At 32.6% G+C, this 21,975-nt stretch carries 18 protein-coding genes and 1 riboswitch; of the genes, 5 read left to right on the top strand and 13 right to left on the bottom strand.

The features are described from left to right. Positions 1-8: 8 nt before the first annotated feature. From RWQ73_RS00275 to gnd, 12 genes are all read right to left on the bottom strand, one after another. Positions 9-1,310, bottom strand: a complete 1,302-nt coding sequence (locus tag RWQ73_RS00275; protein WP_314406109.1) for an extracellular solute-binding protein — start codon at positions 1,308-1,310, stop codon at positions 9-11. A gap of 55 nt (positions 1,311-1,365) precedes the next feature. Next, on the bottom strand, positions 1,366-2,469 hold the full coding sequence (locus RWQ73_RS00270) for a sn-glycerol-3-phosphate ABC transporter ATP-binding protein UgpC (RefSeq protein ID WP_314085171.1): 1,104 nt from the start codon (positions 2,467-2,469) through the stop codon (positions 1,366-1,368). A gap of 548 nt (positions 2,470-3,017) precedes the next feature. Continuing rightward, positions 3,018-4,334 (bottom strand): phosphopyruvate hydratase, encoded by a 1,317-nt coding sequence (eno, locus tag RWQ73_RS00265; protein ID WP_314085173.1) that lies wholly within the window; start codon positions 4,332-4,334, stop codon positions 3,018-3,020. Between the two features lie 65 nt (positions 4,335-4,399). Then, a complete protein-coding gene (tpiA, locus tag RWQ73_RS00260; RefSeq protein WP_314406108.1) occupies positions 4,400-5,164 on the bottom strand; it encodes a triose-phosphate isomerase in 765 nt (254 codons plus the stop codon). A gap of 26 nt (positions 5,165-5,190) precedes the next feature. Further along, positions 5,191-6,387, bottom strand: coding sequence for a phosphoglycerate kinase (locus tag RWQ73_RS00255; RefSeq protein WP_314406107.1), 1,197 nt, complete (start codon positions 6,385-6,387; stop codon positions 5,191-5,193). A gap of 96 nt (positions 6,388-6,483) precedes the next feature. Continuing rightward, on the bottom strand, positions 6,484-7,491 hold the full coding sequence (gene gap, locus RWQ73_RS00250) for a type I glyceraldehyde-3-phosphate dehydrogenase (RefSeq protein ID WP_314406106.1): 1,008 nt from the start codon (positions 7,489-7,491) through the stop codon (positions 6,484-6,486). Positions 7,492-7,503: 12 nt separating this feature from the next. Further along, on the bottom strand, positions 7,504-8,550 hold the full coding sequence (locus RWQ73_RS00245) for a sugar-binding domain-containing protein (RefSeq protein ID WP_314406105.1): 1,047 nt from the start codon (positions 8,548-8,550) through the stop codon (positions 7,504-7,506). A 182-nt stretch (positions 8,551-8,732) separates the two neighbouring features. Further along, on the bottom strand, positions 8,733-9,359 hold the full coding sequence (locus RWQ73_RS00240; RefSeq protein WP_314406104.1) for an exonuclease SbcC: 627 nt from the start codon (positions 9,357-9,359) through the stop codon (positions 8,733-8,735). Between the two features lie 97 nt (positions 9,360-9,456). Further along, entirely contained in the window at positions 9,457-10,419 is a 963-nt protein-coding gene (locus tag RWQ73_RS00235) for an asparaginase (RefSeq protein ID WP_314406103.1), read from the bottom strand. Positions 10,420-10,435: 16 nt separating this feature from the next. Beyond that, a complete protein-coding gene (locus tag RWQ73_RS00230; protein WP_314406102.1) occupies positions 10,436-11,011 on the bottom strand; it encodes a carbonic anhydrase in 576 nt (191 codons plus the stop codon). A gap of 162 nt (positions 11,012-11,173) precedes the next feature. Continuing rightward, positions 11,174-12,598 (bottom strand): glucose-6-phosphate dehydrogenase, encoded by a 1,425-nt coding sequence (gene zwf, locus RWQ73_RS00225; RefSeq protein WP_314406101.1) that lies wholly within the window; start codon positions 12,596-12,598, stop codon positions 11,174-11,176. Beyond that, positions 12,537-13,949, bottom strand: a complete 1,413-nt coding sequence (gene gnd, locus RWQ73_RS00220; protein ID WP_314406100.1) for a decarboxylating NADP(+)-dependent phosphogluconate dehydrogenase — start codon at positions 13,947-13,949, stop codon at positions 12,537-12,539. The genes zwf and gnd overlap by 62 nt, the downstream gene beginning before the upstream one ends. Positions 13,950-14,398: 449 nt before the next feature. Between gnd and aldA the strand changes: the two genes are divergently transcribed. Next, positions 14,399-15,850 carry an aldehyde dehydrogenase gene (gene aldA / locus RWQ73_RS00215; protein ID WP_314406099.1) on the top strand — a complete coding sequence of 484 codons (1,452 nt, stop codon included), beginning with the start codon at positions 14,399-14,401 and terminating at the stop codon, positions 15,848-15,850. A gap of 103 nt (positions 15,851-15,953) precedes the next feature. Here aldA and RWQ73_RS00210 read toward each other — a convergent pair whose 3' ends face one another. Next, positions 15,954-16,685, bottom strand: coding sequence for a hypothetical protein (locus RWQ73_RS00210; RefSeq protein WP_314406098.1), 732 nt, complete (start codon positions 16,683-16,685; stop codon positions 15,954-15,956). Between the two features lie 702 nt (positions 16,686-17,387). Here RWQ73_RS00210 and RWQ73_RS00205 point away from each other — a divergent pair. The 4 genes from RWQ73_RS00205 (at position 17,388) to ribA (ending at position 21,963) form a co-directional block, all read left to right on the top strand. Further along, positions 17,388-18,731, top strand: a complete 1,344-nt coding sequence (locus RWQ73_RS00205) for a sodium-dependent transporter (protein ID WP_314406097.1) — start codon at positions 17,388-17,390, stop codon at positions 18,729-18,731. Between the two features lie 106 nt (positions 18,732-18,837). Next, positions 18,838-18,962: riboswitch (FMN riboswitch) on the top strand. Positions 18,963-19,143: 181 nt separating this feature from the next. Then, the gene (gene ribD / locus RWQ73_RS00200; protein ID WP_314406095.1) at positions 19,144-20,199 is read left to right on the top strand and encodes a bifunctional diaminohydroxyphosphoribosylaminopyrimidine deaminase/5-amino-6-(5-phosphoribosylamino)uracil reductase RibD; all 1,056 of its coding nucleotides are present in this window, start codon (positions 19,144-19,146) and stop codon (positions 20,197-20,199) included. Further along, positions 20,184-20,795: a riboflavin synthase gene (locus RWQ73_RS00195; protein ID WP_314406094.1), complete on the top strand. Its 612-nt coding sequence runs from the start codon at positions 20,184-20,186 to the stop codon at positions 20,793-20,795. The genes ribD and RWQ73_RS00195 overlap by 16 nt, the downstream gene beginning before the upstream one ends. After that, positions 20,788-21,963: a GTP cyclohydrolase II gene (ribA, locus tag RWQ73_RS00190; protein WP_314406093.1), complete on the top strand. Its 1,176-nt coding sequence runs from the start codon at positions 20,788-20,790 to the stop codon at positions 21,961-21,963. Before RWQ73_RS00195 ends, ribA begins: the two co-directional genes overlap by 8 nt. The last annotated feature ends 12 nt before the right edge of the window (positions 21,964-21,975 follow it).

The following is a 21,975-nucleotide window of genomic DNA, read 5'->3' as shown; positions in this document are numbered from 1 at the left end:
ACGTCAAATTACAATGCTTCTTTTATTGTTTTATTTGCATCTTCAACAAATTTATCTAATCCTTCTTTAGGTGAAGTTTTTCCGTTTAACACACCTTGAACCATGTTGAACCATAGTGGTCTCATTTTAGCGAATCCTGGGATTGTGTTGTAGTATGGTCCGAATTGATCTGTTAGACCTTCTGCAAATTTAAGCTCTTCTGATTCATATAATCCTTTTTCACCTTTTTTAGCTGAGAAGTTACCAGATGCTAATAGAGTACGTTTACCCCAATCTTTGTCATTAACCATGAAGTCAACGAATTTTTTAGCTGCTGCCGCTTTATTTGCATCTCCGTTATCGAAGATAGCTGGTCCTGCTACTAAATATTCATATTTAGCTTTTCCACCATTGTTAGGGAATGGTAAGAATTTGTAGTTAAATCCACTAGCATGTGATGCTGCTGTACCTGGAGAGAATAAGATTGTAGTTGCTGCACGTCCTGATTTGAATGCTTCAAGAGCGTCTTTAGCTTCTAAAGCAACCCCTTGTCCTAATAAACCTTCATCGTAAGCTTTTTTAACCCACTCTAATCCTTTAACACCATTAGCGTCGTTGATTGTATATTTACTGTTTGCATCGTCTGTGATCCAAGAGTTGTATAAGTTTGAAACAAATGCTCTTGGTCCTTGGTCTCCTGCTTGTGATTTAGTGTAGAATAAAGCTGGAGTTATACTTGAATCTTTTTGTTTAACTGCTTTTAAGAATTTTTCATATTCTTCAACATTCCAACTTCTATCTGCTTTGTTTAAAGGTAGAAGATCAGATACACCTAGTTTATCAGTTAAATCTTTGTTAACACCCATTAAGAATGGTGCTACCCCTTGTGGATATAGGTATAATTTATCTTTGTAACTAGATGCTTTAACTGCTGCATCATTTAATTTTGATTTATCTACATCATCTAATGGTACTAATAAATCTTTAGCAGCCCAAGCAATTACACGTCCTGGAGCATCGTAGATTACGTCTGGAGCAGTTTTAGATTGAATAGCTGTTTCAACTTTTGCTGGTCCATCAGTGAATTCAATTTTTTGATAATTTACTTTAATGTTTGGATTTTTCGCTTCGAAAGCTTTGATTAACGCTGCATCGAAATCCTCAGTTTTTTTGAATTCTTTATCTTTTGTAAATTGTGGGAAATCCCAATAAGTAATTTCTACTTTCTTGTTAGGATCAGCTTGTTTTTCTTCTTTTTTGCCACCCACACATCCTGTTAAAATAAGTGCTGTAGTAGTTGCTACAGTAAGCAATTTATTTATTTTTCTCATAATATGAGCCTCCTTATTTTTGTATTTTTTTAAAAATTTTGACGTCTTATTTAATTTATTCTAAGATACTAAGTTCTGTATCTACATCGAAGAAGTGGGCTCTGTTCATATCTAATGCGAATGTTAATTCGTCACCCATTTTAATGTTCTGTCTTGAGTGCACAATCGCTTTGATACTTTCACCATTTAAATCAGTGTGAACGATATACTCAGAACCTAATAACTCTGCTACGATTACTTTAGAAGTAATTTTTGCATGAGAATAAGTTTCTAATACTAGTGGATCATTAGAGATATTCTCAGGTCTTATTCCTAAAACAACTTCTTTTCCTTCATAACCTAGTTCTTTAAGTTTTTCATAGTATCCAAAAGGAATTTCAATTTTTCCTCCTCCTTTTGTAACGAAGTTACCTTCAACAACTTTACCTCTCATGAAGTTCATTGTTGGTGCTCCGATAAATCCTGCTACAAATAGATTTTGAGGATGATCGTAAATTTCTTTAGGACTTCCTACTTGTTGAACTACACCTTTTTTCATTACAACTATTCTATCAGCCATTGTCATAGCTTCAGTTTGGTCATGCGTTACATAAATTGTAGTTGCACCTAAAGTGTTATGAATTTTAATGATTTCCGCCCTCATGTTACTTCTTAGTTTTGCATCTAAGTTTGATAACGGTTCGTCCATAAGGAATACTTTAGGACTTCTTACAATAGCACGTCCTAATGCAACCCTTTGTCTTTGACCTCCAGAAAGTGCTTTTGGTTTTCTATCTAGAAGCTCTTCTAATCCTAAGATTTTTGCAGCCTCTTCTACTTTTGCTTTAATTTCCTCTTTTGGCACTTTTCTTAATTTTAAAGCGAATGCCATATTATCGAATACTGTCATGTGAGGATATAAAGCATAACTTTGGAATACCATTGCGATATCTCTATCTTTAGGTTCAACATCGTTAACTAATCTGTCACCAATGTAGAATTCTCCTTCCGTTATGTCTTCTAAACCTGCAATCATTCTTAGAGTAGTAGATTTACCACAACCAGATGGTCCTACGAATACAACGAATTCCTTATCCGCTACTTCTAAATTAAAATCTGTTACTGCACAGAAGCCATTATCATATTTTTTATATATTTTTTTTAATGATAAACTTGCCATATTAACCTCCTACAAATTTATATATTTATCTTGTCACCAAAATAGTAACATATATGAAACCGTTTGTAAAGAGTTAATTTTAAATTATTTAATGCTGTAACTTTAATAATTTACTATTATTTTTTTATTTTAATTAAACATTAAACAAACTATCCGGACGTAATTACTATACAAATAACGTAAAAACAAACATTTTTCAGCATTTTTCGAACATATTAAAAAGAACCAATTTAATAAAAAATATAATGTATATACACGAAAAATTTAATGTATTAATATATATTTATTGTGTTAAATTTATACGAACTATAGATATTTACAAGTTTCACGAACAAAATTAGCTTTTTCTATAATGTAAGAGTTTCCAATGCGCTATTTTAAAACTTATACTATCTTTTAACTATTCTATTATATAATATGTTTTTATATTTTTAATTATATTAACAAATATTTTTACAAATATGAAGCTTTATGATTATAATTTTTTTATATAATAAAAAAGGTAAAAGTCAACGACTTTTACCTTTTTTATTGATTATTTATATCAATTAACGTTTGATGTTGTAGAAAGCACGAACACCTGGGTATTCTGCTGTAGCATCTAATTCATCTTCAATACGTAATAATTGGTTGTATTTTGCAATACGGTCTGTACGGCTTAGAGAACCAGTTTTAATTTGTCCTGCATTAGTTGCAACTGCGATATCTGAGATTGTAGAATCTTCAGTTTCTCCTGAACGGTGAGAAATTACCGCTGTGTAACGAGCACGTTTAGCCATTTCGATAGCATTTAGAGTTTCAGTTAAAGTACCGATTTGGTTAACTTTAATTAAGATTGAGTTACCAACACCTTGTTCGATACCTTGAGATAATTTTTTAGTATTTGTAACGAATAAATCATCTCCTACTAATTGTACGCGGTCACCGATACGGTCTGTAAGTAATTTCCATCCTTCCCAGTCGTTTTCATCCATACCATCTTCGATAGTGATGATTGGGTATTTGTTTACTAATTCTTCTAAGTAATCAACTTGCTCTGCTGAAGTACGTACTGCTCCACCTTCACCTTCAAATTTAGCGTAGTTGTATACTCCGTTTTCGTAGAATTCAGATGATGCACAGTCAAATCCTAAGAATACATCTTTACCTGGTTCTAATCCAGCAGCTTTGATTGCAGCTAAGATAGTTTCAACTGCATCTTCAGTTCCTTCGAATGTTGGAGCAAATCCACCTTCATCACCAACCGCTGTTGATAATCCACGGTTGTGTAATAATTTAGCTAAGTTGTGGAATACTTCAGCTCCCCAACGTAAAGCTTCTTTGAATGTAGGTGCTCCTACTGGTAAAATCATGAACTCTTGGAATGCGATTGGAGCATCTGAGTGAGATCCACCGTTTACGATGTTCATCATTGGAGTTGGTAATTCTTTAGAGTTAGTTCCTCCTAAGTATCTGTATAGAGGTACTCCTAATGCATCAGCTGCAGCGTGCGCTACTGCTAAAGATACACCTAAGATTGCGTTAGCTCCTAGACGTCCTTTATTTTCAGTTCCGTCTAATTCGATCATAGCGTAGTCAATTCCTACTTGATCAAATACGTCGAATTTACCTTCTAATAATGGTGCAATTTCTTCATTAACGTTAGTTACAGCTTTAGTTACACCTTTACCTAAGTAACGACCTTTGTCTCCATCACGTAATTCAACTGCTTCGTATTGTCCAGTTGATGCTCCTGATGGTACTAGTGCACGTCCAAACGCTCCTGATTCAGTTGTTACTTCAACTTCTACAGTTGGGTTACCACGTGAATCTAAAACTTCTCTTGCATATACTTCTGCGATAATATCAAATGTTTTTGCTAACATTAACTTTCTCCTTATTATTTGATTTATAATTTTATTATACTACAATTTTTTATTTTTTACTAAAATTAAGCTAATTTTCCACCTTCAAGAAGCGCTAAGAATGATTCTGCTTCTAGAGATGCTCCACCTACTAATGCTCCATCTACGTCTGGGCAAGATAGATATTCTTTTACATTTTCAGGTTTAACTGATCCACCGTATTGAATACGAACTCTTTCAGATACTTCTTTTCCGTATAATCCTTCAACTACGTCACGAACCGCTTTACACATTTTTTGTGCATCTTCTTTAGTAGCAGATTTACCAGTTCCAATAGCCCAAATTGGCTCATAAGCGATAACTGATGATGCTACTTGTTCTGCTGTTAAATCAGCTAATGCTCCTTTAACTTGAGCTCCAACAAATTCTGCAGCCTTACCTGCTTCATATGTTTCAAGACTTTCTCCACAACAGATTATCGGAAGTAATCCATTAGCAAAAATTGCTTTTGCTTTTTTGTTGATATCTTCATCTGTTTCGTGGAAATATTCACGACGCTCTGAGTGACCGATTACTACATAATTTACACCCATTTCAGACAATACTTTAGGTGAAGTTTCACCAGTGTACGCTCCTGAATTTTCAAAATAGCAGTTTTGAGCTGCAACTTTTAATCCAGTTCCTTCCGCTGCGCTAAGTAATACACTTAAATCAACAGCAGGAGCTGCAATACCAGCTTCAACTTTATCTGATGATGGTAGTTTTCCTGCAAGAGCTTCAACGAATGCTTTAGCTTCTTGTGGGTTTTTATTCATTTTCCAGTTTCCTGCGATAAATGGTAATCTTGACATAATGTTACTCTCCTTGAGTTTTAAAATTATTTATTTGATAATGAATCAATTCCAGGTAATACTTTTCCTTCTAGATATTCTAAAGAAGCTCCTCCACCTGTAGAAATGTGTGAGAATTTTTCTGCATATCCTAAAGAAATTGCTGCTGTTGCACTATCACCACCACCGATTATAGTAGTAGCTCCTTCTAAGTTTGCGATAGCTTCACATACACCAATTGTTCCTTTAGCGAAATTAGACATCTCGAATACACCCATAGGACCATTCCAGATTACTGTTCTTGCTCCTTCAAGAGTATTCTTGAATAATTCAACAGATTTCGGTCCAATATCTAATCCTTCTTCATCAGGTTGAATATCACCTTGTGCTACACGGCTTGGTGCATCATTAGAGAACTCTTTAGCAACTACTGTATCAATTGGTAATACTAATTTATCTCCAGCTTTTTCCATTAATTCACGAGCATAATCAATTTTATCATTTTCACAAAGTGAAATTCCGATTTCTTTACCTTGTGCTTTCATGAAAGTATAAGCCATACCTCCACCGATGATTACTTTATCAGCTTTATCTAATAAGTTTTCAATAACTGCAATTTTATCAGAAACTTTTGCTCCACCTAAGATTGCAACAAGTGGTCTTTCTGGATTATCAACTGCTCCACCGATAAATTTGATTTCTTTATCAACTAGGAATCCTGATGCAGAATTTCCTTCTCCAATATTAGATGCAATACCTACGTTTGAAGCATGTGCACGGTGAGCCGTACCGAATGCATCATTTACAAATACATCACCTAGAGAAGCCCAATATTTTGCTAGTTCTGGATCATTTTTAGATTCTTTTTTACCATCTACATCTTCAAAACGAGTGTTTTCGAACATTAAGATTTCGCCTTCGTTTAATCCTTTAACCGCTGCCTCTAATTCAGCACCACGAGTTTCAGGTACAAATTTAACTTCTTTTCCTAATAATTCTGATAATCTTACGGCTACAGGTGCTAAGCTTTTTGATGCTTTATCAGCTTCTTCTTTAACACGTCCTAAGTGTGAAAATGCTACAACTTTAGCTCCTTGATTTAGTGCATACTCAATAGTTGGTAATGCCGCAGTAATACGGTTATCATTTGTAATTTCACCATCTTTTAATGGCACGTTGAAGTCAACACGCATTAAGACAGTTTTCCCTTGTAAGTTACCTAAGTCTTTGATAGATTTCTTCATGGAAAGCTCCTTTTAAATATTTTTGGAATATAGGAGACAAGATATAAGTCAAAATCAACTTATATCTTATCTACTCTTATTTATTACCTAATTAGATTATTTGATTAATCCTGCAAAGTATTTTAATGTTCTTACTAATTGAGAAGTGTAAGACATTTCGTTATCGTACCAAGATACAACTTTAACTAGTTGTTTGTCTCCAACTGTTAATACTTTTGTTTGAGTTGCATCGAATAATGATCCGTAAGAAATTCCGATAATATCAGAAGATACGATTGGATCTACGTTGTAACCGAATGATTCGTTTGCAGCAGCTTCCATTGCAGCGTTAACTTCTTCAGCTGTAACAGTTTTTTCAACTACAGCAACTAATTCTGTTAATGAACCTGTTGGTACTGGTACACGTTGTGCAGCTCCATCTAATTTTCCGTTTAATTCTGGAATTACTAATCCAATTGCTTTAGCAGCACCAGTTGTGTTAGGTACGATATTTTCAGCTGCTGCACGAGCACGACGTAAGTCTCCACCACGGTGAGGAGCGTCAAGTGTGTTTTGGTCTCCAGTGTATCCGTGAATAGTAGTCATTAATCCTTCAACAACTGTGAAGTTATCGTGTAAAGTTTTAGCCATTGGAGCTAAACAGTTAGTTGTACAAGATGCACCTGAGATAACTGTTTCTGTTCCGTCTAGAGTTTCGTGGTTTACATTGTATACAATTGTTTTAACGTCGTTTCCACCTGGAGCTGAGATAACAACTTTTTTAGCTCCTGCTTGGATGTGAGCTTCTGCTTTTTCTTTAGAAGTGAAGAATCCAGTACATTCTAATACTACATCGATTCCTAATTCTCCCCATGGTAGTTCAGTTGGATTTGCATTAGCAAATGCTTTGATTTCTTTTCCATTTACTACTAAGCTTCCTTCTGAAGCAGATACTTCTCCGTTGAAACGACCTTGAGTTGTATCATATTTTAATAAGTGAACTAGTTGATTAACTGGTGTTAAGTCGTTAATCGCTACTACTTCAATTCCTTCTACGTTTTGGATTCTTCTTAATGCAAGACGTCCGATACGTCCAAATCCGTTAATTGCTACTTTTACTGACATTTTTTAGTCCTCCTAAAAATTATTATTAACTTTTTTTATTATTTTTTTGCAAATTGCCTCGTCAATAATCAGTGTTGCATTAGCTGGTTTTGTATTTAGATAACTAAATACTGCATCAGCTTTTTCCTCACCACCAACTATCGTAAAGACATTATCAATGCCATCAACATCTTTAAAACTCATACCTATAGTAGAGGTTTTAAATATTTCACTGCCGCTTTCATTAAAATAACTTCCAAATGATTCACTAACAGCTTTTTTTTCTTCTAATACTTTTAAAATCTCTTTTGAAGATTTTCTTCTTTGAGCCATTTCAAAAGCATTTCCAATACTATGGATAATTATAGATGTTTTTCCTATAACATCAAGCGCATTTTTCACAACTGGTTCTTTTATAAGTTCCTCTAATGCCTTTTGTCCTATATTATCTGGTGCATGTAATAATTGATAATTGTGACCAGAATTATTAGCCATCTTCGATGCAATATCATTAGCTTGATATTCCGTATTAACGACAGATAAACCACCTCTTATCGGTGTTATAGTAACATCCTTTCCATAACCAAATGTTTCATTAGCTTTACCGGCTATGTAATACATTGTACTACCTCCGCTGACTCCAATTACGCATTCCTTAGTTATTTTAGCATTAACCTTATCCAAGAGTAGGCTTGTCATTTCTTCTCTAGTAGCTTCATTATTAACAAAGTCACCAGCTACAATATGAACTTGCTTTATTGAAAAATTATTTTTTATAAAACTTCTTTCTTTTGCGAAAGAATCATTTATAACTGACTCTTTTATTTCTAAAAGAAGAGTCTCTCCTTTTTCAGTAATACTCATTCCTGTAGAATTTTTTGTAATTAATCCTAACTTGGATAGAACTTCACATTCTGTTCGTAATTGCCTTTCAGTCATATTGATAAAATTTAATAATGATTTCCTTCCCACTGGTTGATTAATTTTAATTGTTACCAGAAGTTCATATCTATTACTGAATTTCATAAACATTTCAGGTACGAGTCTACTTTGCATATGTAACAAATGTAAAATATCCATCTTAAGTTTCCCCTATATATATTAAAAATATATTAAAAGTTTATCGTTGGACTTTTTGCGTCCAGTTAGGTCAATTCACGACCATCGGGTGTTAAAAAAATAAACTTTCTGATTAAAATTATAACAAAGGACTGAAGAAAAATCAAGTCTTTTTAGTTTTGTTTAATCAAAAAGTTCAATTATTATTTCAATATAGTTAATAATTCGATTAATATAATAAAGTAAAACACGAAAATCATCTCGTACTCTTTATAATCTATAGGTAAATTTGAAATGAATTGACTAGGATAATTAACTTCGATGTCTTTCTTTAGATTAACTACGTCTAAATTATCAAAATTGTATCTAGCTAGTAAATTATTTAGTTCATCTTCACCATAATAAAATATTTTTTTCACTTTTGAAAAGAATAATCCATCTGAGATTGTTATATTTTCAATTACCGATAACACTGATAATAAATCTCGTTTTTCATTTATTGAATTTTCCGAAATAATAGTATATAACTTTTTCAATAAAAGCTTCGGTATTTTGTATTTAAGTTCTAATGATTCAAAATCTATTTCTTCAACAGTTCTATGAATTTTTTTCGCTTTTGTTGTTTTTTCCTTTGAAGATTTACCTTCATTTTTATCAACAAAAACAACTGCCTTAGAATCAATCTTTAATATTCTATTTTCATCAAACTCAAGTTTTCCATTTAAATTTTTTAATGTTTTTCCTTGATCTAGCTTTTGATAAGGACGCTTAAATTTATTATCCTCAATTAGATAAAATCCTTTATACGACTTGTGATATTTAAATTCCAACTTTACACCTCTTTTCTAATATAAATCATTTAATATACTACCATAATTAGAAAAAATATTCAACTTTATATACACTTTTATAGGATTAAACACTGTTTTAAAACAATTCTCTTAATCTCTCACGAGGGATAGCTGCCTCTAATAAAATCATTAATTTTATTCTAGCCTTTTGTCCACTCAAACCCGTTGTGAATATAACCCCATCTTGTTGAAATCTTTTCCCCCCACCTTCATAATCATAAACATCTTGAGTGACTCCATTAAATGCACGCGATACAAAAACTACAGGCATATCATTTTTTATACATTCTCTAATAGCTGATACAGTTTTTGGGGGTAAATTCCCAGCTCCTAAAGCTTCGATAACTAATCCATCTGCTCCTAATTTAAGCACTGCATTTATAAGTTCGTCTCCCATACCTGCATATGCTTTTAACAAATAAACCTTTTTCCCCACAGTATTAACATTATAATGCTCTTCTCTTACTAGTTTTTGAAAATAAATAACTTCATTCTTAGAGACTAATCCAATAGGTCCAAATGTCGGCGTTTGAAATGTTGCTACGTTAGTCGTGTGAGTTTTTGTTACATAAGTAGCTGTATGAACTTCATCATTCATAACTACTAGTACTCCTTTGTCACAGCTATCTTCACTAGTTGCAACCACTAAAGAACTCCTCAAATTAGCTAATCCATCAGCCCCTATTTCATTACTTGAGCGCATAGCTCCTGTTACTACAACAGGTATATCTATATTTAATGTTAATTCTAAATAATAAGCAGTTTCTTCAAGTGTATCCGTACCATGTGTTATGACAATTCCGTTATATCCTTCTTTTACCGCTTCTTCAATTCTATTTTTTATTCCCAGCACTTCCCTTTCAGTAATTTGAGGCGAAGCAAGGTGGTAAAGATCCTCTACATATAAATCTCCCATATAAGAAAATAAATTTCCACCTATTCCAATTGGATTACTATCTGTTGGAGAAACTTTTCCAGTTGTTTGATCTTCGCTCATAGAGATAGTTCCACCAGTATTTAATATCAATATTTTTTTCAATTCAAATAACTCCTCTCTATTTTCTTAGATTATCGTAACCATTAACTACCAACTCTACCTTCCCATTACTTGGATCTATCACTAATCCATGAACGGGTACATCTTTTGGAATCAATGGATGCTTAGTTATCATGTTTACATCGTGTCCGACGCTTTCCTCTACATCGTCAAATCCATGCAACCATGTATTTAAATCAAGTCCAGAATATTGTAAAATATCTAAAGTTTCTTGCCCTATACCCCTGTCTTTCATTTTTTCCATGATTAAGTTAGTATTAATATTTTGCATTCCACAATCATGGTGCCCCATTACTATAATTTCATCAGCTTTTAACATATATACTGCAATTATCAAACTTCTCATAATCGATCCAAATGGATGCGTCAAAATTGCCCCTGCATTTTTTACTACTTTAACATCACCCGAAGATAGATTCAAAGACTTTGTTGCAAGCTCAACCAGTCTTGTATCCATACAAGTAAACATCACTACCCTCTTAGCAGGATACTTATCTTCTGTTTTATATTTTTCATACTCTTCAAATTTTACAAAGTACTCATTGTATTCTAACATTGAATCTAACAGTCTCATTTTAACTCCTCATGAAAATCATTATTTATAATTTTACTTACATTTTCATTATACTATACTTAACGCTTAACGTAAACTTTCCTAACTAATTAACTGGTTAAAAATGCTTATATTCAAAAAGATGTATCGCATGACTTTAAGTCATACAATACATCTTAATAATTATTTAACCCAATTTACTAGCTCATCTGCCTCTTTTGGACCTTTTGAACCTTGTTCATATGTGTATAATGGAGAACCTTGCTCTTCATATCTAGCTATTAACTTATTAATAAATGTCCAAGATTCTACTATTTGATTCCATTGTGAGAATAATGCTCTATCTTCTCTAAAGCAAGCATCAAGTAATCTTTCATAAGCTTCCGGTGTATTTATTATATTTTCTAATATACAACTTTGACAGAAGTCTAATGAAATTGGTTGTAACTCTTGTTCTGTACCTGGCTTTTTAGCATTAAATTGGAAATACACACCTTCTTCAGGTTGAATTTTTATTATTAATACATTACCAGGAGAGTTTCCAACAGATTTGAACTGAACAACTACTTGAGTTTCACGTTTTTCTAATTTTTTACCAGTTCTAATAAAGAATGGCACACCTTCCCATCGCTTATTATCTACAAATAATTTAAGAGCAACGTATGTTTCTGTTTTAGAATCTGCAGGAATATTCTCCTCTTGAAGATATCCTTCATATTGTGCCATCACTAAACTATCATGAACATCCTCAATCGGTTTAATTGCAGAAAGAAGATTATATTGACTCTCGTGAATACCACGACTTCCTTCTTCTTTCGGTTCTTCCATAGCTACTAATGACAGAACTTGTAATAGGTGGTTTTGAACCATATCTTTTAAAGCACCACTCTTATCATAGTAACTGGCTCTAGTTCCAACACCAACCGTTTCGGCTGCAGTTATTTGAACATTTTCTACAAAATCTTTATTCCAAATGCCTTTAAAAATAATATTTTCGAAACGTAATGATAGAATATTTTGAATCATTTCTTTACCTAAATAATGGTCAATATGATAAATTTCATCTTGATTAAAGAATTTTGCAAGTTCATCATTTAATATTCCAGCTTTTTCTAAATCTTCTCCAAACGGCTTTTCAATTATAACTTTTGCATTATTATCTGCACAATGTTTTTTCAATCCATTTGTTATTGTTATAAAAAATGATGGCGCTACGGCAAAATAATATACATGATTTTCTATACCTTGCTCACCATAAAATGCCTGTAACATTTCATAATCATCTTCGTTTGTCATATCCATTTTGAAATAAATAATTCTTTTAGCATATTCATCAAATTGTTCATCGTCGAACTTAGTACGTGCATATTCTTTAACCCATGTACGAGCTATATCTATGTAATCTGATTGTGTATATGCCCTACGACCTATCACGACAACCTTAAAATCATCAGCTAATTTCCCTAATACATTTAGATTATATAATGCAGGTAACAGTTTTCTATATGTAAGATCTCCTGTCCCTCCAAAAAGTGTTATTGCTGTTTTATTTTCCATTGTTACCAACCCAGTCATAGTGATAATTTCCTTCTTTATCAGTTCTTTCAAAAGTGTGTGCTCCAAAATAGTCACGTTGTGCTTGAATTAAATTAGCTCCACTATTAGCAGTAGTATAAATATCTAAGTACGATACTGCTGAAGTCATAGCACTAAGTGGCAGTCTATTAGTAATTGCTAAGGCAGCAACTTCACGTAAGCTATCTTGTCTTGTTTCGATTATTTCTTTGAAGAACAGATCAAAAATTAAGTTTTCTAATTTCGGATTATTTTGGTACGCTTCTATAATATTTTGTAAAATTTTCGCTTGAATAATACATCCACCACGGAAAATTTTAGCAATTTGCGAATAATCAAATGTCCAATTATATTCTTTTTCAGCAGCTTGAAGTAGTTTAAATCCTTGAGCATAAGATACTATTTTTGAGATAAATAATGCATCTTTTACAATAGTTTTTAGTCTTTCTTTATCTTCTACAACTGCATATGGTTTACGTGTGAATTCTTGTTCCGCACGAACACGCTCTTCTTTAAGATTTGACATATATCTTCCATTTAAGGCAGCTGTAATAACAGATACATCGATTCCTAAGTCAATAGCTTGCTCATTAGTCCATTTACCAGTACCTTTTTGTTGTGATTTGTCTAATATTTTATCTACTAAGTAGCTACCATCTTCTTCTTTAACTTTGAAGATATTTGCAGTAATTTCGATTAGATATGATTCTAATTCACCTTTATTCCACTCTTCGAAAGTTTCTTGTAATTCTTCATTAGAGAACCCACCTAGATGTTTAAGTACTTTATATGCTTCTGAGATTAATTGCATATCTCCATATTCAATACCATTGTGCACCATTTTAACATAGTGCCCAGCTCCTCCTGTAGAAGTATAGCTACAACATGGAACATCGTTAACTTTAGCAGCAATTGCTTCTAAAATCGGACGAATTTCTTCATAAGCTTTTTCATCTCCTCCAGGCATTAATGCAGGACCAAATCTAGCTCCTTCCTCGCCTCCAGATACACCTACACCAAAATAGTTAATTCCTTTTTCTAATAATAAATCATATCTTCTTTGAGTATCTTTGAAGAATGAGTTTCCTCCATCAATAATAATATCACCTTTTTCAAGTAATGGTGTTAGTTGCTCGATTAAACTGTCAACAGCGAAACCTGCTTTAACCATTAAAACTATTTTCCTAGGCTTTTCTAAACCGTCTATTAGTTCTTGTAGTGAATATCTACCTACTACATTATTATGTGGGTGTTCTTCTAACATTTTATCAACTACTGTAGTTGTTCTATTGAATACTGCAACTTTAAATCCGTTGTCCGCAATATTCAAAGCAAGATTACTTCCCATTACTGATAAACCAATAACTCCTATGTTCTGTTTCATTAATGAACCTCCTAATTATTTCTTATGCTAAAATTATACCACTAAATACATTACTAATGGAAATAATTTTGCTCAGAAAAATTTTTTACTATTATTTACTTTAGTTACTTAATGCATTAAATAAATAATTCAGCACGTATCTGTAATAAATAAAAACTTTTTTCGCCGTATAAATAACTATTATTATTTTATAATATATGCGTTTTATTTGCTATATTACAGATAATTCTAATGATTTATTTTTAGGTAATTTTCTAAAATTACTACTTCACATTAAAATTGTATATACATAATTTTTTTAATAAAAATAGAGAGTGATATATTTAAATATACAAATATATATCAAAAAATACAAACAAAGCACTTGATTTACTCTTCCGGATAATATATAATGATAAAAAAGTAATGATAGCGTTTACTTTAAAAAACAGAAAAAGGAGTTTTATACTATGAGTGAAGTTAAAGTTTTAAAAAATTTTATCAATGGAGAATTTGAAAATATTTCGAATTATGATTATCTTGACGTGCTAAATCCATCAACTGAAGAAGTAATCGCAAAAGTGCCTTCTTCAACTAGAGAAGATGTAGACCGTGCAATTGATATCGCAGAAGTTGCACAACGAGACTGGGAAAAATTACCAGCAGTTGAAAGAGGCGCATACCTAAGAAAAATTGCAGAGCGTATTCGTGAACGTGAACCTGAAATTACTCAAACTATCGTTAACGAAGGTGGTAAAACTTTTGATTTAGCAAAAGTAGAAGTACTATTTACTGCTGATTATTTAGATTATATGGCTGAATGGGCTAGAAGATATGAAGGAGAAATTATCCAAAGTGATAGAAAAGACGAGCATATCTTCCTATTCAAACGCCCTCACGGAGTAACTACTGGTATCTTACCATGGAACTTCCCATTCTTCTTAATTGCTAGAAAAGCAGCACCTGCTCTATTAACTGGTAACTCAATTGTTATTAAGCCTAGTCAATTAACACCAATTAATGCTGACATTTTCGCTGAGATTTGTATTGAAGTAGGTTTACCAAAAGGTATCCTTAACATAATTCACGGACGTGGATCTGTTGTAGGAAACAGATTAGCTTCTAACCCTAAAGTTGGTTTAGTAAGTTTAACAGGAAGCCTAACTGCTGGACAAGAAGTAATGAAAGCAGCTGCTGAAAATATTACTAACGTATCTCTAGAACTTGGTGGAAAAGCTCCGGCAATCGTATTCAAAGATGCAGACTTAAATCTTGCTGCAAAAGCAATCGTAGCTTCTCGTGTAATTAACTCTGGACAAGTATGTAACTGTGCAGAAAGAGTATATGTTCACGAAGACGTTAAAGATGAGTTTGAAAAATTATTATTCGCTGAACTTGATAAAGTTAAATTCGGTGATCCAAATAAAGAAGGTGGTGTAGATTACGGTCCACTTATCGAAAAACGTGCTGTAGACGCTGTTTCTGAAAAAGTTGCTTACGCAGTAAAACAAGGAGCGACTCTATCTTACGGTGGAACTCGCGATGAAAATCAAGTTGGATACTTCTTTGGACCAACTGTACTTACAGATGTAACTAATGACATGAGAATCATGAAAGAAGAAACATTTGGACCTGTAATTCCAATCGCTACATTCAAAACTTTAGAAGAAGTATTAGAATACGCTAATGATTCAGAATATGGATTAACTTCATCAGTATATACTACTAATCTTAACACTGCATTTAAAGCAGTTAACGGTCTTAAATTCGGTGAAACATACATCAACCGTGAAAACTTCGAAGCAATGCAAGGATTCCACGCTGGACGTCGTAAATCTGGTATCGGTGGAGCAGACGGTAAACATGGTTTAGAAGAATACTTAACTACTCAAGTTGTTTACATGCAATTAGATAACGAATAAAAAAGAAAAAAACAGATTCTAGATTTCTAGAGTCTGTTTCTTAAATATTATTAAAAAGAATTATGAGTTTTAAATCCATAATTCTTTTCAACGTACTTTTTTATTAGTTAAAAGTTATTCCCACTGAGCCAGGATCAATTACAGATGTATCATCAAGTCTAAATACCCCGTTATTTCCAGGTTGTGATCCTGGAGTCGGTTTTGGTTCCGGTTTTGGAGCTGGCTGTATTCTTGGTAGTGGAACTCGTTTTGGTTCCGGTTGTGGTTCTGGGAACGAAAGTGGTTCCGGTTGTGGTTCCGGAGTTGGAGCTGGTTTTAATATATCTCCAATTCCTGGACGATCTCCTGGTGTTCCTGGGTCTACTTTGTGACCATCGTTTCCTGGAGTTGGTTTAATCACTGCTTTACCATCTTCATATTTGTAAGAAACTGTTGCTCTTACTAAGTGAGAGTTGACAGTTTTTGAGATTGTAACGTGATCAGCTACTACTGAAGTTTTTGGTAATGCTTTTGGTGCAAATCCCTTACCAGCTTCACCTTCAACGTTGAAAGGTACTAATTTAGTTTCACCTTTTTTAAGATCTCCTACACTTACTGTGTATTGACCTTTTCCATCTACAGAAATCGTTACTTTTGCAGCTAATACATCTTGAGTCGCTGTAACTTGCACGAAGTTACCTTCCTCATTTTGTACGAATTTAGCTAAAACGTGTTTTGATTGAGCTTGTTCTGCTGCATGCGCTGTTGGCGCGTAAGTTTGAGCTGCAACTGGTGCTACTGCTAATCCAGCAACAACTGTAGCTGCTACTACTTTTTTAATGTTTTTGTTCATCATAAACTTCCTCCTATTAATTATGAAAACATAATTTATGTATTAAATTTCATATAGGTATAATAATATCATATATTAAATATCAATGCAATAGTTTACGTAAATTTTTTAATTTTTTTTATAATATTTTTTAATTTATACCCTATATTAAATTAAGTAAGTTGTATTTTACCCGTTATAATAAGCTTTTTGTAACTTCATATAAACAGTTTTATAAACTTATTAAATTTTTAACATATCACATATTTGATAATATTTATCAATTAATTACATAAACTATATAATCTCATTAATTTTATATTTATATATTAACCTGCAACTTATATTTTACAACAATCATGTAAGTTAAATATATCATTCTCAATTTTTTTTCACTAATTATTTTCAAAAAAAGATTGACAAATTTTCAGATAAATGTTAATATTTTATCAACAATTAATAAAAGGAGCTACTCAATAATGAAAAATATTATTTTAACTAGTACAAGAGAATACTTTTTTGTGCCATTTTAGCAGCACTTATATCTCATAGCATTGTAGATATAAGTGCAACGATGTCTACAATGGCTAGTTAAGTTTGTTTTTCGGCCATTGGTAAAATACTAAATGGTCTTTGAGTATGATATTATAAATAATTAAAAAGCTATTTAGTATTTTCTAAATAGCTTTTTAATTATTTATAAATTACATTTAGGAGGAAAATTTTATGTCAGAAAGTTCGAAATGGAGTTCAAAAATAGGTTTCATACTTGCTTCTGCTGGTTCAGCTATTGGTTTAGGAGCAGTCTGGAAGTTTCCATATATGACAGCAGCAAATGGTGGAGGAGGATTCTTACTAGTATTCCTTATCTTTACATTATTAATCGGTCTACCCCTACTTCTTGCCGAATTCGTATTAGGTCGAGGGGCTGGAGTATCAGCGATTAAAACTTTTGGTAAATTAGGAAAAAATAAAAATTATAATATTATTGGTTATATCGGTGGTTTCGCCCTATTCATCTTACTATCATTCTACAGTGTTATTGGTGGATGGATTTTAGTATATCTTGGTATTTCGATTACAGATGCCCTTGGAGTACACACTACTACTGATCATGCGGCACTTTTCGTTAGCATCATTTCTAACACTTGGATCGCATTAGGAGCACAAGCTCTTTTCATCTTATTAAATATTTATATAGTATCTCGTGGTGTTCAAAAAGGTATTGAAAAAGCATCAAAAATTATGATGCCACTATTATTCATTATATTCCTAATAATTATCGCAAGATCATTAACTTTACCTAATGCAATGAGTGGTGTTACTTACTTCTTAAAACCTGATTTCACAAAAATCACAAGTTCTGGTATTTTATTCGCACTAGGACAATCATTCTTCGCATTGTCAATCGGAGTTACAGCTATGCTTACATATGCTTCTTACCTTGACAGAAGAACTAACCTAGTTCAGTCTGGTATCTCTGTTGTATTAATGAACATTGCAGTTTCTGTAATGGCTGGATTAGCAATCTTTCCTGCGATGAGTTCATTTGGAATGGAGTCTGAAGGTGGTCCAAGTTTATTATTCATCGTACTACCTCAACTATTCAACAATATGGCATTCGGTAAAATTTTCTACATCTTATTCTTAATATTATTCCTATTCGCTACTGTAACTTCATCAGTTGTTATGTTAGAAATTAATGTAGGAAATATTACCGATCAAAGAAATACTAACCGTACTAAATTTAGTGTGATTATTGGTATCTTAACTTTCATTATTGGTATTCCATCGGCACTATCTTATGGATCTCTATCTAATACATTAATATTCGGAAAAACAATTTTTGACTTAATGGATTTCTTAGTATCTAACATTTTAATGCCACTTGGATGCCTTGCTTTATCAATATTCACTGGATATGTGCTTGATAAAAAAGTAGCCCTAGAACAATTACACATTAATGAAAATAAAAAATCTAGCTTAGTATTATTCAAAGTATGGCTATTCTTACTAAGATATATACTTCCAATTATCATCCTTATTGTTTGTTTAGCACAATTCTTATAATAATATTAACAAAACTATCACATCATATAGATTATATTTTGTGATAGTTTTTTATTTTGTAATTGACAATCGCTTTCATTGGTGTTATTATTAAGTCATGAATTAAATATTTCTTCGGGGTCGGGTGCAAGTCCCAACCGGCGGTGACTAGTTAACTAGAAGTCCGTGAGCGCAAGCTGATCTGGTGAGATTCCAGAACCGACAGTAAAGTCTGGATGGGAGAAGAAATTAGTATTACTAGAAAAAATTACTAGTACATATAATAGTATTTATATAACCTGTTGTATTTAACAATACATTATGGTCTATTTATCGAATATAAAACTAACCATCAATCCCGATTAAATTTGAATTTCAAATATAATTGGGTTTTTTACTTTTAAAAGGAGTTGATGCTATGCATGAATATTTTATGAATCTTGCTCTTTTAGAGGCCAAACGCGGCACTAAATATACACATACTAATCCTTTGGTCGGAGCAGTTATAGTAAAAGATAATGAGATTATCGCAAGAGGTTCACATCTTCGATTTGGATGCGAACACGCTGAAAAAAATGCAATTTCCACTTGCAAAACTCCTGAAAAATTATTTAATTCAACACTATATGTTACTCTTGAACCATGCAACCATAAAGGTAAGCAACCCCCTTGCACAGATGCTATCTTAAAAATGGGTATCTCAAAAGTAGTTGTTGCTCAATTAGATCCTAATCCTATCGTTAGTGGAAAAGGTATCAAATATCTTCAAGACAATGGTATAGAAGTAATAACTGGTGTTCTTGAAAAAGAAGCTTATAACTTAAACTACGCTTATAATCTATTTCACACAGAAAAAAGACCTTATGTAGTTTTAAAGCAAGCCATTAGTCTCGATGGGAAACTAGCCTTTACTAATGAAAGGACTCAAATTACCGGTAAAGAAGTCTACGATTTCGTTAGAAATGAACGAGATAGTTATCAAGCAATTCTCGTAGGCGCAAAAACGGTATTAATAGACAATCCAACATTACTAGGTGCTAATACATCACTTTTCTCACCAAAAAGAATTGTATTAGATGCTGAAGGCTCTATCTTTGAACAAAGTAATCTAAATCTATTTAAAGATAGTTCATCTGAAGTTATAGTTTTTTCAAAAATTAGTCAAGAAAATCTACCTTCTCATGTAACTGTTATAACACCAAAAGAATTTAATATAAATGAAATAGTCGCTGAAATAGCGAAACTTGGTATCCAATCAGTTTATGTTGAAGGAGGTCCTTGCATTCACGATCAATTCCTTGCTAGCGGTTGTTGGGATGAGGTCATAACTTATATCTCTCCTATTCTTTTAGGAGGGAATAATACTTCATCATTCACTAGTAGTAGGATAACAAATGAAAAAATAGAACTTCACGATACTAAGGTAACAAAACTCGGTAATGATATAAGAATCTCAGGAAGGAGAGTATCTCAATGTTTACAGGATTAATAAAAGAACAAGGAAAAATAGTAAAAATTATTAAATCCAGTCATAGTATTAAACTAACTATTCAAGCAAGTAAAAATTTGCTAGAAACTTATAAGATTGGTGATAGTATGGCGGTGAACGGTGTGTGCCTAACTTGCGTCCAAAAAAGTTCATCTCAATTTACTGTAGATATTATGCCAGAAACATATAAAAGAACAACGTTTAAAGATTTAAAAGTAAATGATGCTGTCAATCTAGAACCTGCAATGGGCCACTCTGATAGATTTGAAGGACATATAGTATCTGGACACAGTGATGGTTTAGCACAATTAGCCGCAAGACAAAAAGACGAAAATGCTATCCTACTTACTTTTTCATATCCTAGTAAATTCCAAGGCGAAATAATTAACCAAGGGTCTATTACAATTAATGGAATTAGTTTAACAGTAGTAACTTGTGATAACAACAAATTTACGGTATCGCTAATTCCACATACAGCCAAGCATACAAATTTAGAGAAATTAAAAATTGGAGATAGCGTAAATATAGAGACAGATATATTAGCAAAATACATAAAAGCTCAATTAAAACTATTTGGAGGAAAGTTTAATGATTAATAATGTAAAACAAGCAATAGAAGATTTAAAAGCTGGAAAATTAATCGTTCTTATTGATGATGATGACAGAGAAGCTGAAGGAGATTTAGTTGGAATAGCGGAACTAGTTACTGGTGAAACTGTTAACTTTATGGTAAAACATGCACGTGGATTAATTTGTGCACCAGTTTCAACTGAGATTGCAAAAAGATTGAATTTACACTCTATGCTAGATAAAAACACAGACCCTCACGAGACAGCTTTTACTGTAAGTGTTGACTATAAAACATCAACTACAGGAATATCAGCTTTTGAGAGAGCAACAACTATAAAAGAATTAGCAAATCCAAATTCTAAACCAGAGGATTTTAATAGACCTGGACATATGTTCCCACTTATTGGTCGTGATGGCGGAATTAAAGTTCGTCGCGGACACACAGAAGCAAGTTTAGATTTAGCTAGACTAGCTGGTTGTTCTGAAGCAACATATATCTGTGAAATTATGAATGAAGATGGAACTATGGCTAGAAGAGATGACTTGTATGAATTCGCTAAAAAATGGAATTTAACAGTCGTGGATTTAGATGAGCTAACACGTTTTTTGTCATTTAACGACAGTGTAAAAGTAAAATTACCAACAGAATTTGGGGATTTTGATTTACAGCTGTTCGAAGACGAATTTAATAAAGAACACTTAATTATTAGTAAAGGTGATTTAACTTCTGAGGAACCATTATTAATACGAGTTCATTCAGAGTGCCTAACTGGAGATGTCTTCACTTCTCATCGATGTGATTGCGGAGAACAACTACACACTGCCCTTCAAAAAATTTCTGACTTAGGGCGTGGGGCAATTCTTTATCTTCGACAAGAAGGACGAGGAATAGGATTAAGAAATAAACTTCTTGCTTATCAACTGCAAGAACAAGGAGTTGATACATACGAAGCTAATGTTCAACTAGGTTTTGCTCCCGATGAAAGAGACTACACTATAGCAGTAGACATGCTTGATTACTTAGGTATTAAATCAGTAAAACTTCTTACGAATAATCCAGATAAAGTAGAACAGCTAAGTTCTTTAGGAATAAATGTAGTAGACCGTGTTCCAATAAACATAAAACCACAAAAAGAAAATAAATACTATTTACAAACAAAAAAAATTAAATTTAATCATTTATTAGATGTATAAGGAGAATATTAT

The organism is uncultured Gemella sp. (assembly GCF_963525875.1).
Classification (GTDB): Bacteria; Bacillota; Bacilli; order Staphylococcales; family Gemellaceae; genus Gemella.
This window is presented reverse-complemented; position numbering and strand designations above follow the sequence as displayed.

Excerpts from the sequence above, each read along its gene's own strand:
- RWQ73_RS00245 (WP_314406105.1), bottom strand. The coding sequence starts at position 8,550 with ATGGATATTTTACATTTGTTACATATGCAAAGTAGACTCGTACCTGAA.
- RWQ73_RS00270 (WP_314085171.1), bottom strand. The coding sequence starts at position 2,469 with ATGGCAAGTTTATCATTAAAAAAAATATATAAAAAATATGATAATGGC.
- ribD (WP_314406095.1), top strand. The coding sequence starts at position 19,144 with ATGAATCTTGCTCTTTTAGAGGCCAAACGCGGCACTAAATATACACAT.
- tpiA (WP_314406108.1), bottom strand. The coding sequence starts at position 5,164 with ATGTCAAGATTACCATTTATCGCAGGAAACTGGAAAATGAATAAAAAC.
- RWQ73_RS00230 (WP_314406102.1), bottom strand. The coding sequence starts at position 11,011 with ATGAGACTGTTAGATTCAATGTTAGAATACAATGAGTACTTTGTAAAA.
- RWQ73_RS00275 (WP_314406109.1), bottom strand. The coding sequence starts at position 1,310 with ATGAGAAAAATAAATAAATTGCTTACTGTAGCAACTACTACAGCACTT.
- gap (WP_314406106.1), bottom strand. The coding sequence starts at position 7,491 with ATGTCAGTAAAAGTAGCAATTAACGGATTTGGACGTATCGGACGTCTT.
- aldA (WP_314406099.1), top strand. The coding sequence starts at position 14,399 with ATGAGTGAAGTTAAAGTTTTAAAAAATTTTATCAATGGAGAATTTGAA.
- ribA (WP_314406093.1), top strand. The coding sequence starts at position 20,788 with ATGATTAATAATGTAAAACAAGCAATAGAAGATTTAAAAGCTGGAAAA.
- RWQ73_RS00210 (WP_314406098.1), bottom strand. The coding sequence starts at position 16,685 with ATGATGAACAAAAACATTAAAAAAGTAGTAGCAGCTACAGTTGTTGCT.
- gnd (WP_314406100.1), bottom strand. The coding sequence starts at position 13,949 with ATGAAACAGAACATAGGAGTTATTGGTTTATCAGTAATGGGAAGTAAT.
- RWQ73_RS00205 (WP_314406097.1), top strand. The coding sequence starts at position 17,388 with ATGTCAGAAAGTTCGAAATGGAGTTCAAAAATAGGTTTCATACTTGCT.
- RWQ73_RS00195 (WP_314406094.1), top strand. The coding sequence starts at position 20,184 with ATGTTTACAGGATTAATAAAAGAACAAGGAAAAATAGTAAAAATTATT.
- eno (WP_314085173.1), bottom strand. The coding sequence starts at position 4,334 with ATGTTAGCAAAAACATTTGATATTATCGCAGAAGTATATGCAAGAGAA.
- RWQ73_RS00255 (WP_314406107.1), bottom strand. The coding sequence starts at position 6,387 with ATGAAGAAATCTATCAAAGACTTAGGTAACTTACAAGGGAAAACTGTC.